Below are 13,755 nucleotides of genomic sequence, written 5' to 3'. Positions count from 1 at the left end.
CCAGCGAACATCACCCGCCGTGCCATTCCCTTTAGACGCCGGCGATGTGCCGGACTGCGTCCAGGTAAGGGAAACTGATGGCGGCGGGAGTTACAGCGCGGACAGCGGGCTTTGCGTTGAACGCCACCCCGATCCCCGCTGCTCCCAGCATGTCCAGATCGTTGGCGCCATCGCCGACGGCGATTGTGTGAGCCAGGTCGATGCCCTCCGCAGCTGCCCACTGGCGGAGGTACTTTTCTTTGGCTGCCCGGTCCACAACGTCGCCAAGGACCTTTCCAGTCAGAACGCCGTCGACGATTTCCAGTTCATTGGCCTGCCAGTAGTCAAGGCCCAGTTCACCGGCGATCGGCTGGAGGATCTGGTTGAATCCACCGGACACTACGGCTACCACATGGCCGGCAGCTTTGAACGAGGCCACGAGCTCCGCAGCCCCAAGGCTGAGCCGGACTTCCGCACGGACGGCATTAACGACATCGACGGGCAGCCCGGCCAGCACGGCCACCCGCGCGTGCAGGCTCTGGGTGAAGTCCAGTTCGCCCCGCATGGCGGCCTCGGTCACGGCAGTAACTTCCTCACGCTTGCCGGCATACGCGGCCAGCAGTTCGATTACTTCCTGCTGGATAAGCGTTGAATCAACGTCCATGATCAGCAGCTTCCGTTCCGCATCCCGCAGCCCGGACGGTACGAGCGCTGTCTCAATCCCACCAGGTCCGCGGCGGTTTAGTTCAGAGCGAAGGGCGGCCACGGCGGATTCAGCGTCGGCGTCGGCGTCGATCAGGAGTTCGGTAATGGACACCTGGTAGCGGTCATCTCCTGCCTGCGATTCGCTGATAATCCCCGCCCCTGAATCCGAGTACAGCGCCCGGAGGGAGGCAAGGTCGGCGGGGGAGAGTTTCAAGGCATAGCTGACCGCAGTCACGTTCGACGTCATGGCTGCCATCCTATCCAGCCGGCGGCGGTGCCAGAAGCTGGTTAAGAATTCACCATGGTTGGTTAAGGACACGTCCCGTGACCGGCGCCGGTTATCAGTCCGCCTGCATTTTGACCTAATGTCTACTCCTATGAGCGATGTTCTTGAATTGGCCAAAGTCAGCGTCGTCCGTGGGTCCAAGACCCTGCTGGACAAGGTGGACTGGCAGGTCAAGGAAGGCGAACGCTGGGTCATTCTTGGGCCCAATGGTGCCGGCAAAACCACCCTCCTCCAGATCGCCGCGGCCAGGCTGCATCCCACCTCCGGTATGGCAGGGGTGCTGGAAGAGGTCCTCGGCGCAGTGGACGTCTTTGAACTCCGCCCCCGCATCGGCCTTTCCTCAGCAGCGCTGGCAAACCAGATTCCCGAGCATGAGAAAGTCCTGAACGTCGTGGTCACCGCCGCCTACGGAGTGACTGGCCGCTGGCGGGAAGGCTACGAAAAGGATGACGAGCGCCGCGCCTTCGCCCTGCTCAATGACTGGGGCATGGGGATGCTGCTCAACCGCCCTTTTGCTTCGCTCTCCGAAGGCGAGCGGAAGCGTGTCCAGATCGCCCGGGCACTGATGACAGACCCGGAGCTCCTGCTGCTGGATGAACCCGGCGCCGGACTGGACCTCGGCGGCCGGGAGGACCTGGTGCACCGGCTCAGCGAGCTGGCGCGCGACGAAACCGCTCCGGCCATGGTCCTGGTCACCCACCACCTCGAAGAGGTACCGCCCGGATTCACGCATGCCATGCTGCTGCGTGAAGCCAGTGTCGTCGCCTCCGGACCGATTGCCGAGGTCCTCACCGCCGGGAACCTGAGCACCACGTTCGGACTGCCCCTGGACGTAAGCGTCAACGCAGGCCGTTACACCGCCACCGCCCGCCGCTAGGCGGCAGCTGCAAATGGACCTTCTGGGCAGTATTTTTGTGTTCTTTGCCGGCCTCTGGGCCGGCACCATCAATGCCGTTGTCGGTTCCGGAACCCTCGTCACCTTCCCGGTCCTCATCGCACTCGGTGTCGCTCCGGTGGTGGCTTCCATGAGCAATGCCATGGGCCTCGTGGCCGGTAACGCCGCCGGGGTCTGGGGTTACCGGCGAGAGCTGGCCGGCAGGGGCAGGCAACTGCTCAAGCTGCTCCCGGCCTCGCTGCTCGGCGGTATATCAGGTGCGTGGCTGCTCTTGCACCTGCCTGAAGAAGTGTTCCATTACGTGGCACCCGTCCTGCTGGTCCTGGCGTTGCTGATGGTCCTCTTCCAGCCGAAGCTGCAGGCCTGGGTCCGCCAGCGGGAATCGAACCCGGAGCATGCTATCCGTGACAAAAGTCACAGTGTCCTGCTGGTGGTGCTCGTCTACCTGGCCGGCGTCTATGGCGGCTACTTTGTTGCCGCCCAGGGGATCCTCCTGGTCGGAATCCTTGGCGTATTTTTGACAGGCACCATCCAGAACGCCAACGCCATGAAGAACATCCTGGTACTAGGGGTAAACCTGGTGGCGGCCGCTTCCTACTTGTTGTTCGCCTTCGACAGGATCAACTGGCTGGTGGTCCTCCTGATCGCGGTAAGTTCCACCATCGGCGGGCTGGTCGGGTCCAAGGTGGGAAGGAAGCTTCCACCCACGGTTCTCCGGATGGTGATCTTTGCCCTGGGCCTGATGGCACTCGGCTTTATGATCGCCAATCTGCTGAAATAATCAGCCGGTGAACTTCCACTACCTCGAATCCGCGCAGGATCCCCGCGTGGCCGACTACACCCAGCTCACCGACGCGCACCTCCGCAAGCTCCGCGAACCTGCTGAGGGTATGTACATCGCCGAGTCATCCCGGGTCCTCAGGCGGGCGCTGGCTGCCGGGCACCGGCCACGGTCCTTCTTCCTGGCGGAAAAATGGGTCGCTGACCTGCAGGACGTCTTCGATCAGTTCCCGGAGGTGCCGGCCTACATCGGCAGCGCGCCACTCCTTGAAGAGATCACCGGCTTCCATCTGCACCGTGGCGCGATGGCGGCGATGCACCGGCCGGAACCGGTGCCGTTGCCAACGCTGCTTGCCGGTGCCAGCCGGGTGGCAGTGCTGGAGGACATCGTCGATCACACCAACGTCGGGGCGATCTTCCGCTCTGCAGCTGCCCTGGACATCGACGCCGTACTGGTCTCGCCGCGCTGCGGTGATCCCCTTTACCGGCGCAGCGTCAGGGTCAGCATGGGCACGGTCTTTCAGGTGCCGTGGGCCAGGCTGGAAAACTGGCCCGCGGACCTGGGCTCGCTCAAGGAGCACGGGTTCACCGTGGCGGCCATGGAACTGACGAATGATGCCGTGGCCCTGGATGTGCTGGCGGCCCGCCGGCCGGAGCGTCTTGCCTTGGTACTGGGCACTGAAGGTGCCGGCATGTCCGCAGCGACGCTTGCCGCCGTCGACCTCGCCGTGAAGATTCCCATGCGCGATGGCGTGGATTCCCTTAATGTGGCCGCTGCGTCGGCCGTGGCGTTTTGGGAACTGCGGCCGCGGCCCTGAAGGCGGTTCGTCAGTACGCGCCCGATCCGCTAGTATTGATAGCTGGCCGTGCTGTGGTTCCGGAGGAATTCTTCCGGTGCGGGCAGGCCATCCCATTCATACCTGACAACTGGCAAAATCCAGTTGTGTGAACAAAGGTCCCATTATGAAGTCTGAAATCCACCCGAAGTACGAAGCTGTTGTTTTCAACGACCTGGCTTCCGGCGTCAAGTTCCTGACCAAGTCCACCGTGTCTTCCAAGAAGACCATCGAGTGGGAAGACGGCAACACCTACCCGGTTATCGACGTCGAAATCTCTTCCGAGTCCCACCCGTTCTACACGGGCAAGCAGCGCATCATGGACTCCGCAGGCCGCGTCGAGCGCTTTAACGCTCGCTTCAAGGGCTTCGGCGGCAAGAAGTAGCGTTCTTCTCCTCCAAGCTTTGACAGAAAGCCCGCACCTCACCGGTGCGGGCTTTCTTCGTTAACGTGGTCGATGCGATGCGATTCAGCTGGGCGCATGGGGCAGGATGGAGACATGATTCCTGAAGTTCCAGAAAACGAGCCGGCCCGCCACGGCGAGTACAAAGTCCCCGGCGGCAAGCTGGTGGTAGCGGATTTCGATGTTGTTGCCGGACGGCTGGCGCGGGTCTCCATCAGCGGGGACTTTTTCCTTGAACCCGACGAAGCGCTGCCCGCCATAAACGCCTCCCTGCAGGGACTGCCGGCAGAGGCCACCCCCGGCGAGCTGGCGGCAGCCGTTTCAGGTTCCCTGGGGAGCGAAACCGTGATGTTCGGGTTCTCGCCCGAGGCGGTAGCAGTGGCCATCCGGCGCGGCCTGGCGAAGGCTACCGGCTGGGCTGACCACCAATGGGAAGTCATCCCGCCCACGGTCCTGCCCACGCACTTAAACGTTGCCCTGGATGAAGTCCTCACAGAGGAGGTCGGGGCAGGCCGCCGCAATCCCGCTCTGCGGTTCTGGGACTGGGACGAGCCTTCCGTGGTGATCGGCAGCTTCCAGTCCTACCGCAACGAAGTCCAGCCCGACGGCGTGGCGCGGCACGGAATTACGGTGGCCCGCCGGATCAGCGGCGGCGGCGCCATGTTCATGGAAGCGGGCAACTGCATTACCTATTCGCTCTACCTGCCCCAGACGCTCGTTGACGGCATCAGCTTTGCGGACTCCTACGCCTTCCTGGACGCCTGGGTGATGGCCGGCCTCAAGGAGCTCGGCATCACGGCCTTCTACGTGCCGCTGAACGACATCGCCACGGAGCAGGGCAAGATCGGCGGTGCCGCACAGAAGCGGTTGGCCAACGGCGGCATGCTGCATCACGTCACCATGAGCTACGACATCGATGCGGACAAGATGGTCGAGGTACTGCGGATCGGCAAGGAGAAACTCTCAGACAAGGGGACCCGCAGCGCAAAGAAGCGCGTTGACCCGTTGCGCCGGCAGTCGGGTCGCTCCAGGGCCGAGATCATCGCCGCCCTGCAACAGGTGTTCACCGAACGCTACGGCGCCGTGGAGACAACGTTGACTGAAGCGGAGTTAGCGGCAGGCCGGCAGCGGGTCCAGGCAAAGTTCGCCACCGAGGAATGGCTGCACAGGATTCCCTAACCGACGTCCCGCGACTGCGCTCTCAGTGCACGCAGCAGGTGGCTGCGCTGTTCCACGATGATGCGGCGCAGGGCGGCCGGGGCGGAACGGTGCTCCTCCAGCCAGGCGTCCGTCTGCTGGACTACCGCCTGCTCCAGGGGATCCTGACCGGGCAGCAGCGAGGGTCCGGACGGGTACAGACCGCGGACAATCCGGCTGGCGATCTCGATGCTCCGCTGCTCCCACGTGTCCTCGATGGCCGCGAAGTAGGGTCCGACGAACGGTGCCAGCAGCTCCGGAACAGCCGTGTTGAACCCGGCGATCGTGGCGCCCAGCAGCTGGTTGGACAGTTCGGTTTCCACCACAGCGGCACGCCAGGCCGCTGTTTTGACTTCGGGGTCAGGGCGGGCCGCCAACGCCGTGGTGTGCCCTGCGCGGCCGGACGCGCTGTTGTCGCGGGCGAGCTCGGCATCAAGTTCCTCCTCGCCGGCTTCTCCCTGCGCGGCCAGTGCATGCAGCAAAGCCCACCGCAGCTCTGCGTCAACGCTCAGCCCGTCCACGGTGCCCTCCACGTCCAGCAGGCTGCGCACCAGCGGCAGTTCCGCTGCTGTGTGCCGGCTGGCCGTGGCAAGGGCCCGCGCCCAGGCAAGCTGCTGGTCTGATCCCGGCCGTGCTTCCCGGAGGCGGCCGGCGGCCAGGGAAGCAAGGTCTGCACGGAACTGCGGCCGGTTGGCAGCTGAAGCGTAGTATTCGACGGCGGCGCAGGCGTTGTCGAGGACGTTCAGCAGGACTCCCACGCCGGACTCGGACGCAGCGAAGCGGGCTACAGCATCCAGGTAGAGACCGGCGGGGGAGACGGCGTCGCGGGTTGAGTTCCAGAGGGCGGTCCAGCAGAGGGCACGGGCCATTGGGTCCTGCAGGCGGTCCAGGGACGCACGTACCGTCTCCTCGGAGTGCGGGTCCAGCCGGACTTTGGCATAGCTGAGGTCGTCGTCGTTGACCAGGAGCAGGGCAGGCCGGGCTGCACCCGCCAGTTCCGGAATGACAGTCCGCACACCGTTAACATCCGTTTCGATGCTTCGCGTCCGGACCAGCGCGCCGGCCGGGTCAGTCTCGTAAAGGCCGATCCGCAGGCGGTGCGGGCGGAACTCATCCCGTCCCGTGACCGGGTCCACGGCGTCCTGGACGATGGCCACCTCACGGTACGTTCCGTCGTCGGATGCTATTTCTGCATGGAGGGTGGAAATGCCGGACGTCTGCAGCCATTGCCGTGACCAGCCAGTCAGGTCGCGGCCCGAGGACTTGCTCAGCGCCGCCAGCAGGTCCGTCAGCGTGGTGTTCCCGTAGGCGTGGTCGCGGAAGTACTGGCGGGCGCCGGAAATGAAGGCGTCAAAGCCCACATAGGCAACCAGTTGTTTCAGGACCGACGCGCCCTTGGCGTAGGTGATGCCGTCGAAGTTCTGTTTGGCCGCTTCCAGGTCCGGAATATCCGCGACGATGGGATGGGTGGTGGGCAGTTGGTCCTGGACATACGCCCAGGCCTTGCGCTTGTTGGCGAAGTTCACCCAGGCCGTATCCCAGTCCGTGGCGCGGTCCACGCCCAGGGTGCCCATGTAGTCGGCGAACGATTCCTTGAGCCAGAGATCGTCCCACCACTGCATGGTCACGAGGTCGCCGAACCACATGTGTGCCATCTCGTGCATCAGGGTGTTGGCACGGGCCTGGTACTGGGCATCGGTGGCCCGGGAAGTGAAGACGTAGCTTTCGGTAAAAGTCACCAGTCCCGGGTTTTCCATCGCCCCGAGGTTGTACTCGGGAACAAAGGCCTGCTCGTATTTTCCCCAGGGGTAGGGGTAGTCGAACAGTCCATTGAAGAACGCAAGCCCGCGCTTGGTGAGGCTGAAGAGTTCGTCGGTGTCGAAATGCTTGGCCATGGACGTTCGGCAATACAGGGCCAGCGGCACCTCGAGCCGGGTGCCGTCGTCGAGCGTTGCGCTCCAGGAGTCCTCCGCCTTGTAGTACGGCCCGGCCAGCACAGTGGTGATGTACGTAGACATGGGCGGCGTGGTCTCAAAATCCCAGCGTGTGGCGTTCGGATCGCTGGTAAGAGGAGTCCGCTTCACTGCAGCTCCGTTGGAGGCAACCTCCCAGCCGGCCGGCGCCGTGACGTGGAAGGTGAATTCTGCCTTCAGATCCGGCTGTTCAAAGTTGGCGAACACCCTGCGGGCGTCAGCGGGTTCGTACTGCGTGTACAGGTAGCACTGGCCGTCCGCGGGATCGAAGAACCGATGCATGCCCTCACCCGAACGGCTGTAGAGCGCAATTCCGGTGACGGTCACCTGGTTGTCAGCCTGCAGGTCGGCCAGCCGGATCCGGGCGCCGTCTACGGCCTCCGCCAGGTCCAGTTCCTTACCGTTGAGAAAGACGCTATGGACGTCCCCGTGGATGAAATCGAGGAACGTTTCAGCCCCGGGCTCTGCGGCGGAGAAGTCTATGATCGTCCGGCTTGGATACCCGGGGACGTCCAGATTCTCCGCGTTACGGACGTCAAGGGAGACGTCGTAGCTATGCGTGGTGATCAGGGTGGACCGGTGCGCGGCTTCATCCCGCCGCAGATTCTCAGATGACACCCCGCTATCTAATCATGTGCCCTGACCTGTGATACCCAGGGCGGCGGCCAGTCCCAACAGCGCCAGCAGCAGCCAGGACAGCAACGCCGCGGCCAGCGCGGGCAACCCGGTATGCAGCAGGGTGCGGATCCGGACAGCTGAACCCAGGCCGAAGAGCGCGGCGCCAAGGAGGATGTCCTGCAGGACGGCGCCTGCCTCCAGCCAGCCGGCAGCCAACACCCCGGAGGACCGCAGCGCCACCATGAGCAGGAAGCCGACGATGAACAACGGCAGGACGGGCGGCAGTTTTACCGGCCCGGACAGCACTGCTGCGTCCGGAAGCTGTTGATGTTGCCGGGCCGTACGCCTGGCCATAAGCCGCTGTTCCAGTCCGGCTGCAGCGATCACGGGTGCCAGGAGCAGCACCCTGGTGAGTTTGACGACGACGGCGACGGCCAGCGCCGCTGTACCGGCTGTTTGCGCCGTGGCGACTACCTGACCCACATCATGGACGGAGGCGCCCGCCCAGGCGCCAAACGTCGCCGTGTCAAGGCCCAAGGGGTGCATCAGCAGCGGCAGCGCTCCGATCGCGAGGGTACCGCAAAGCGTCACGAGGGCGACGGGGAGCACGGTGTCCGACTGCTTCATCCTGCGGGCATCGGCCATGGCGCCGATTGCGGAAGCACCGCAGATGGAGAAGCCTGTAGCGATGAGCAGGGACACCGGAGGAGCCAGCCGGAAGAGCCGGGCGATGACGTAGGTACCGCCGAACCCGGCAAGGACGACGGCGGTGATCAGGCCCAGGGATACCCAACCGAGATTCACCACATCGACGATTCCGACTTTGAGGCCAAGCAGTACGATCCCGCCACGCATCAGGCTTTTTCCGGCGAAATCCAGACCCGGCCGGGCCCGGCCTGCGATCACCCCGGCCGTGGGAGGGAGGTTTGCTGCCAGCAGACCCAGGGCAACGGCGACGGTCATGGCGGGCAGGGCCGGCACCGCCGCATGGACGGCGAATGCCGCCACCAGCGACAGTGCGGCGCAGGCAAGGCCAGGCAGCAGTCGGGGGGTTCCGTGGTGGCGCACTCACCTACTTTGCAGTACCGCGGGCGTAATCACGAACTCCGGGAGGAACGGCCAACACGCCACAATGGGCGACGGTAATGATTTCGAAACAAAAGAATGATTGGCTAAGGGGCATGTCAGACCTTTTCCAGGATTACTCCGAGGCCGCCGGCAAAAGCGGCGCCTATGACGAGATGTTTGCCGCGGAGCAGCAGGCCCGGCCCTCGTACACCCAGGTTGCGGATGCCCTGCAGAAGCTGTCACTGACGGACGTGACCGCACGGGCCGATTCGATGGCACGGACCTTCCTGGACCGCGGTGTGACTTTTGATTTTGCCGGCGAGGAACGGCCCTTTCCGCTGGACATTGTGCCGCGGATCATTCCCGCCGACGAATGGGATGTGCTGGAACGCGGCGTCGCGCAGCGCGTCCGTGCGCTGGAGGCATTCCTCAACGATGTCTACGACAAGATGGCCGTGGTGAGCGACGGCGTCATACCGCGCCAGCTGATCACCACCAGCGCCCACTTCCACCGCGAGGTGCACGGCTTCGAACCCGCAGGTGGCGTCCGGGTGCATATTTCCGGCATCGACGTCGTCCGCGATGCTGCCGGAACCTTCCGCGTCCTTGAAGACAACGTGCGGGTACCGTCCGGCGTCAGCTACGTGCTTGAAAACCGGCGCGCCATGGCCAAGGGCTTGCCGGAGGCCTTCGGCCAGCAGCTCATCCGTCCCGTGGAGGAGTACCCCCGCCGGCTCCTGTCCGCACTGCGCAAGACGGCACCGTCCGGCGTCGACGATCCCACGGTGGTGGTCCTCACCCCGGGTGTGTTCAACAGCGCCTACTTCGAACACACCCTGCTGGCCGGACTGATGGGCGTGGAACTGGTGGAAGGGCGTGACCTGATCTGCCGCGGCAACCGCGTCTACATGCGCACCACAGCGGGCGAGCAACGCGTGGACGTCATTTACAAGCGCATCGATGACGAGTTCCTGGACCCGTTGCAGTTCCGCTCCGACTCCATGCTGGGCTGTCCCGGGCTGGTAAACGCCGCCCGGGCCGGGGGAGTGACTATCGCCAACGCGGTAGGGAACGGCGTGGCAGACGACAAACTCGTCTACAGCTACGTACCTGAACTCATCAGGTACTACCTCAATGAAGAGCCGGTGATTGCCAACGTGGACACCTACCGGCTCGAGGAGAAGGAGGCCAGGGAATTCACCCTGGACAACCTCGCCGAACTTGTCGTCAAGCCTGTGGACGGTTCCGGCGGCAAGGGCCTGGTGATTGGTCCCGACGCCTCCCGCACCGAACTTGATGAACTGCGTCAGCGGATCATCGCCGATCCCCGTGGCTGGATCGCCCAGCCCGTCCTCCAGCTTTCCACGGTTCCAACGCTTGTCGGAGACAGGTTCGGACCGCGCCACGTGGACCTGCGCCCCTTCGCGGTCAACGACGGTGACGACGTCTGGGTGCTGCCCGGCGGCCTTACCCGGGTGGCCCTGAAGGAAGGCTCGCTGATCGTCAACTCCAGCCAGGGCGGTGGTTCAAAAGACACCTGGGTCCTGGCGGGTTCGCCGCAGGTGCCGGTTGAAACCCTGCCGCGCCAATCGATAGCTGTCCGTGAACGGGTCTCGGTTTGGCCTGTGGAAAGCATCTGGCGCGACCGCCAGTCGGAGCAGCAGCAGTGATGCGCTGTTGCGGCCGGATCGTTCCCCTTTCGAATTTTTCTGCACCATGTGGTGTAGTTGCGGACACGCAGGAGGTTGCCAGGAATGCTTAGCCGTATTGCCGAGTCCCTTTTTTGGATCGGCCGTTATGTCGAACGGGCGGATGGAACCGCACGCATCCTGGACGTCCACCTCGAACGGTTGAACCACCTCCCGCTGGAAGAGCGCCGGGCAGTGGCCCAGGAGCTCCTGGCTGTGATGGGCGCACGCCCGGACAGTGCAGAGTTCGGATTACCCGAACTGCTCCACGCCTTGGCTTATGACAAAACCAGCGCCACCTCCATAGCCGGCTCCCTTGGGGCCGCACGGGAGAATGCCCGCCGGGCGCGGGAAACTGTCTCCTCCGGCCTCTGGGAGAGCCTCAACACCACCTATTACGGCCTGAACCAGCACCGCAAGGATGTGGTGGGCACCTACCGCTACTGCAACTGGGTACTGGAACGCACGGCCATGGTTAGTGGCCTGGCCGACACTACGGTCAGCCATGACGAGAGCTGGCTGTTCCTGGTCCTGGGCCGGTCACTGGAGCGGGCGGATATGACAGCCCGCATGCTCAGCACCCGCGACGTCCTCAGCGCGGGCATGTCCTGGGTGAATATGCTGCGCTGCGCCGGAGCGTACGAGTCATTCCTACGGACCCGCCGGGCTGCTTTTGGCGACCAGCACGCTGCTGAGTTCCTGCTGCTGGACCGGCTGTTCCCGCGCTCCATCGTGTATGCGCTGCGCGATGCCGACGAATGCCTGGCCAAGCTCGACCCGTCCGCCCAACGCGTCGGGTTCATCAATGATGCCCGCCGGATTGTGGGCCAGGCGCGGACCTTCCTGGAGTTCCACCGGACGGATGATCTCATGGCCGAGCTGCCCGAGCACATGGAGCGCGTGCAGAAGGCAGTGTCCCAGGCGTCCGACGCCATATCCCGTAAGTACTTCAATCAGGCCGACGAGCTTGCCTGGGTGGGAGAAGTTTCATGACCCGGCTGAGTATCCAGCACAGGACCACGTACAACTACAACAAGCGCGTCACGCTTTCCTACAACGAGGCCCGCATGACCCCGTTGTCGGACGCCCAGCAGGTAGTGCTTGAGTCCCAGGTGAAAGTCTCCCCGGCGCAGGCGGCCGTCAGCAGCTACAAGGACTACTGGGGCAGCCGCGTTACCACTTTTGACATGCAAATGCCGCACGACCACCTGGACGTCCTCTCCAGCATCACCGTCGAGGTACACCGTACCGAGAAGGTGCCCACGCCGGCGGATCTGGTGGACTGGGACGTCATCCATTCGGCGGAAACCGCAAACCAGTTCAGTGACTGGATACCGCAGTCGCGGCTGAGCGCCCCGGGTGAAGAAGTGCTTGGCATTGTTCCAGGCGTCGTGGCAGGCAAGGCCCCCCACGATGCCGCAATGGCCATTTTTGAATGGATGCGCGGCGAAATGACCTATATGTCCGGATCCACCGCCGTCACCACCAATGCCGAGGAAGCCTGGGGACAGCGCCAAGGGGTGTGCCAGGACCTGGCACACCTTGCCATCGGTGCCCTCCGCAGCTGCCGGATCCCGGCGCGTTATGTGTCCGGTTACCTGCACCCGCGTTCGACGGCGGAACTCGGCGAGACGGTTGCCGGCCAGTCACACGCCTGGCTGGAGTTCTGGGACGGGGCATGGCGCAGCTGGGACCCCACCAACCACAAGCCGGCGGGAGACTTCCATGTCACAGTGGCCCGGGGCCGCGACTACCGCGACGTGCCGCCGCTGAAGGGAATTCTCTCCGGTGGCGGCGGCTCGGCGCTGAGCGTCTCTGTTGAGATCACCCGGCTGGCCTAGCTGTAGGTAATGCGGGACGCCCGGGAAGGGTTTACCAGGGGCTGGGCTTGTAGTCCTTCAGGAAGACGCCGTACTGGTCCTCGCCATCCTCGCCACGGACGATCGGATCGTAGACGCGCGCGGCGCCATCCACCAGGTCAAGCGGGGCGTGGAAGCCTTCTTCCATGAGCCGGACCTTGGTGTAGTGCGGCCGTTCGTCGGTGATCCAGCCGGTGTCCACCGCGGTCATCAAGATGCCGTCCGACTCCAGCATCTCCTGGGCGCTGGTGCGGGTCATCATATTCAAGGCCGCCTTGGCCATGTTGGTGTGGGGATGGCCGGGACCTTTGTAGGCGCGGGAGAACTGGCCTTCCATGGCAGAAACATTGACGATGTATTTGCGGCGGGCTGTGGAACGCTTCATGGCCGCGCGCAGCCGGCTGACCAGCAGGAACGGAGCGGTGACGTTGCAGAGCTGCACTTCCAGCATCTCAAGGGGGTCCACCTCGTCCACCACCTGGGTCCAGCTGTTGATGTCTGCGAGATCCGGCACCAGGCCGCCGGCGTCGATGGCGTTCCCTGCCGCGATCCGCTCCAGCGACGCCGATCCTGTGGAAAGTGCCAAGGAGGTAATGGCATCGCCGGCCAGAACCGGGTGGTCCGTGACGCTGCTGGCCAGGGCCAGCGGATGCTTGTCGTGGGCGTGGCCGAAAGTTACCAGTTCCGGGCCACCGTTCGCGGCCTCCAACGCAGCGGGAAGCGGCTCATCTTCCGCGTCCACCAGCGGTTTGTAGGCATTGCCGCTGCGCCGCACCGTCTGCGCGGCGTTGTTGATGATGATATCCAGCGGGCCGGCGGCGTCGAGGGAATCGGTCAGCGCCATCACCTGGGAGGGGTCACGGAGGTCGATCCCGACGATGCGCAACCGGTGCAGCCATTCCGCGCTGTCATCCATGGCGGCGAACCGACGCACGGCATCCTTGGGGAACCGGGTGGTGATGGTGGTGTGCGCACCGTCGCGAAGCAGCCTCAGGGCGATGTACATGCCGATCTTCGCCCGCCCGCCGGTGAGCAGTGCCCGGCGACCAGTGAGGTCTGTGCGGGCATCGCGCTTGCTGTGGCTGAACACTGCACACTCAGGGCACAGCTGGTGATAGAAGGCGTCAACCTGTGTGTAGTGCTGCTTGCAGATGTAGCAGGGCCGGGACCGGATGAGGTGACCGGCAACCGCGCCACTGGCCGATGACTCCAGCTTGTTGCCACGTGTTTCATCATCGATCCGGTCAGGGGCCGCCGTGGCGGTACGGGCAAGCACCGCCCGGTCCGATTCTGCGATTTCATCCCGCTTGGTAACACGCCGGTGCCTTTTCACGGCCTTGAACATTTTCCCGGTGGCGCGACGCACGGAAACGTAGTCGGGATGCTCCTCGTCGTAGACGTGGATGGTATTCAGGACCTTCAGGCAGGCCTGAATTTCCTCGGGAGTCAGATCGGGGGAGCTCATTGC

At 64.2% G+C, this 13,755-nt stretch carries 12 protein-coding genes; 8 read left to right on the top strand and 4 right to left on the bottom strand.

The features are described from left to right. Positions 1 to 31 precede the first annotated feature (31 nt). Positions 32 to 931, bottom strand: a complete 900-nt coding sequence (serB, locus tag AC50X5_RS11115; protein WP_494976169.1) for a phosphoserine phosphatase SerB — start codon at positions 929 to 931, stop codon at positions 32 to 34. Positions 932 to 1,061: 130 nt separating this feature from the next. Here serB and AC50X5_RS11110 point away from each other — a divergent pair, with 130 nt between their 5' ends. The 5 genes from AC50X5_RS11110 to lplAB all read left to right on the top strand — a co-directional run bounded on the left by AC50X5_RS11110 (position 1,062) and on the right by lplAB (position 5,063). Continuing rightward, positions 1,062 to 1,847 carry an ABC transporter ATP-binding protein gene (locus tag AC50X5_RS11110; protein WP_494976168.1) on the top strand — a complete coding sequence of 262 codons (786 nt, stop codon included), beginning with the start codon at positions 1,062 to 1,064 and terminating at the stop codon, positions 1,845 to 1,847. A gap of 13 nt (positions 1,848 to 1,860) precedes the next feature. Further along, positions 1,861 to 2,646 (top strand): sulfite exporter TauE/SafE family protein, encoded by a 786-nt coding sequence (locus AC50X5_RS11105; RefSeq protein WP_494976167.1) that lies wholly within the window; start codon positions 1,861 to 1,863, stop codon positions 2,644 to 2,646. Between the two features lie 7 nt (positions 2,647 to 2,653). Next, positions 2,654 to 3,463 carry a TrmH family RNA methyltransferase gene (locus AC50X5_RS11100; RefSeq protein WP_494976166.1) on the top strand — a complete coding sequence of 270 codons (810 nt, stop codon included), beginning with the start codon at positions 2,654 to 2,656 and terminating at the stop codon, positions 3,461 to 3,463. A 145-nt stretch (positions 3,464 to 3,608) separates the two neighbouring features. Continuing rightward, a complete protein-coding gene (locus AC50X5_RS11095; RefSeq protein WP_493985532.1) occupies positions 3,609 to 3,866 on the top strand; it encodes a type B 50S ribosomal protein L31 in 258 nt (85 codons plus the stop codon). Positions 3,867 to 3,980: 114 nt separating this feature from the next. Next, entirely contained in the window at positions 3,981 to 5,063 is a 1,083-nt protein-coding gene (lplAB, locus tag AC50X5_RS11090) for a lipoate-protein ligase LplAB (RefSeq protein ID WP_494976165.1), read from the top strand. On the opposite strand, the gene pepN is transcribed toward lplAB, so the two are convergent. Further along, positions 5,060 to 7,672 (bottom strand): aminopeptidase N, encoded by a 2,613-nt coding sequence (gene pepN, locus AC50X5_RS11085; RefSeq protein WP_494976164.1) that lies wholly within the window; start codon positions 7,670 to 7,672, stop codon positions 5,060 to 5,062. The two genes, lplAB and pepN, sit on opposite strands and share 4 nt — an antisense overlap. Positions 7,673 to 7,684: 12 nt before the next feature. Next, positions 7,685 to 8,740: a YeiH family protein gene (locus AC50X5_RS11080; RefSeq protein ID WP_494976163.1), complete on the bottom strand. Its 1,056-nt coding sequence runs from the start codon at positions 8,738 to 8,740 to the stop codon at positions 7,685 to 7,687. Between the two features lie 113 nt (positions 8,741 to 8,853). Between AC50X5_RS11080 and AC50X5_RS11075 the strand changes: the two genes are divergently transcribed. From AC50X5_RS11075 to AC50X5_RS11065, 3 genes are all read left to right on the top strand, one after another. Then, positions 8,854 to 10,410 carry a circularly permuted type 2 ATP-grasp protein gene (locus tag AC50X5_RS11075; RefSeq protein WP_494976162.1) on the top strand — a complete coding sequence of 519 codons (1,557 nt, stop codon included), beginning with the start codon at positions 8,854 to 8,856 and terminating at the stop codon, positions 10,408 to 10,410. Positions 10,411 to 10,494: 84 nt separating this feature from the next. Further along, positions 10,495 to 11,421 (top strand): alpha-E domain-containing protein, encoded by a 927-nt coding sequence (locus AC50X5_RS11070; RefSeq protein WP_494976161.1) that lies wholly within the window; start codon positions 10,495 to 10,497, stop codon positions 11,419 to 11,421. Next, complete coding sequence (locus AC50X5_RS11065; protein ID WP_494976160.1) at positions 11,418 to 12,269, top strand: transglutaminase family protein; 852 nt, start codon at positions 11,418 to 11,420, stop codon at positions 12,267 to 12,269. The genes AC50X5_RS11070 and AC50X5_RS11065 overlap by 4 nt, the downstream gene beginning before the upstream one ends. A 31-nt stretch (positions 12,270 to 12,300) precedes the next feature. On the opposite strand, the gene AC50X5_RS11060 is transcribed toward AC50X5_RS11065, so the two are convergent. Beyond that, positions 12,301 to 13,752, bottom strand: a complete 1,452-nt coding sequence (locus AC50X5_RS11060) for an SDR family oxidoreductase (RefSeq protein ID WP_494976159.1) — start codon at positions 13,750 to 13,752, stop codon at positions 12,301 to 12,303. Positions 13,753 to 13,755 lie beyond the last annotated feature (3 nt).

Source organism: Pseudarthrobacter sp. MDT1-40-2, from assembly GCF_059383595.1.
The sequence above is the reverse complement of the archived record's forward strand: the minus strand, read 5'-3'. Positions and strand labels throughout refer to the sequence as shown.